The organism is Caballeronia sp. INML2 (genome assembly GCF_023631365.1).
In the GTDB taxonomy this organism is placed as follows: domain Bacteria; phylum Pseudomonadota; class Gammaproteobacteria; order Burkholderiales; family Burkholderiaceae; genus Caballeronia; species Caballeronia turbans.
In genome coordinates this window covers 1-1,317 of the sequence record NZ_JALQDH010000102.1, presented here as the reverse complement: position 1 = coordinate 1,317, position 1,317 = coordinate 1, and the positions used below count along the sequence as shown (strand labels likewise).

1 protein-coding gene is annotated in these 1,317 nt (G+C 58.7%); it reads left to right on the top strand.

Annotated elements, in window-relative coordinates:
• Window positions 1–583: 583 nt before the first annotated feature.
• A partial coding sequence (locus NCT32_RS32100) for a hypothetical protein (RefSeq protein WP_250491221.1) occupies window positions 584–1,317 on the top strand: 734 nt, incomplete at its 3' end.

Sequence of the window (1,317 nt, the reverse complement as noted above, 5' to 3'; positions counted from 1 at the left end):
ATCGCGTCGGACAAGCCCTGAAGTCGTGCGGCGATGCTGGTATCAACAACGACCTGGACGGCTGAACGTTCGATCGTGAATTGGCGCGCGACAACGCTGACCGCTCCGGTCATGCCGATGGCTGAGACACTAAGGAACGCGATGGTCGCAATGTGACTTACTTTCATGGACGTGCTCGAAGGGATTGCACGCACGCGCGTGCACCTGGAAATTCTGATCTCAGCAGGCCAGCGGCGGAACGGCGAAAGGGACCGAAATCGTTGCGCCTTTTGAGGTGGATGCGCGCGCTCCGCCGACCGTAGATGTATCGCAAACATCGGGCGGCGGCTGAGGTTATCCCCAAGGTTAGCCACAGAAACTGTGGATAAGGTTTCCAGGCCTGAGCACGAAAGGCACCATGAAAAGATCGCCTTTCGTGTCAGCGGCGGAACCTCGTGCATGTACTGTTGCACTATCACCCGCGCTTCTAGCGCATCGACGATGCGGCGCTTAGCAAGCTCGCCGCGCAATCAATCTCTTTTCTCAACCCGCAGGGGCATGTCCCCTTTGCGGGCGTGCGCCTGCTCATTTCTTGGAGCAACGCATGTACACGCAATTGATCGAGCAGTTCAAGACGGCCCAAGCGGCAGCAGCCGTGGCATATCACGCTGTCGTTCAGGCGGAGCGCGATGTCTTTGCTGACGGACTGTCCGAGTATTCGGCGATGGAAGTGCGCAGCGAATACAAGGTCGAACGCGAGCTCAACACGTTCTGTCGTAGGGTGCTGTCCCGGCTTGTGATGGAGGCAAGCCGCAAGTTCGCGCCCGCCGGCGGCAGAATCGAGATCGACCAGAGTCGCGAACTCGATCGATGCGGCCTCGATATTGAAGAGGATCTGAGGAAAAACAAGATCCCTGACTTGGACGGCTTCTGGCAACACCTCGAGCGGACGTTCGGCGGCGAAGCTGGCGAGCGAGTCGCATTCGAGCAGGCTGCGAAAGCCATCATCAACGGCTTCTGGCTCAAGCCCGATACCGAGATCAAGCGCACCAGCAGCGCGGTGATCTTGGAAAAGCGTGTCTCGTCCGAAGCGTCGTTTCGCTCGAAAGGTGAGCGCGAGGTCTATTACTCGTCGCAGCAGTCGGTGGTCACAACCTTCGACGGACTCGCGACCTTTGCTAAAAAGCATCAGTTCGGCGCGCTGGCGATGCAACTGCGCAACTTCAGCGTTCACCGCCTGACGTTCTCCACCCGCGAAAAGCTGTCGTTCACGGGGCTCGAGATCGTGCTGTTCAACGACAAGTGGCAGTTCAAGTTCGCTCACGACGTGGGCGACGC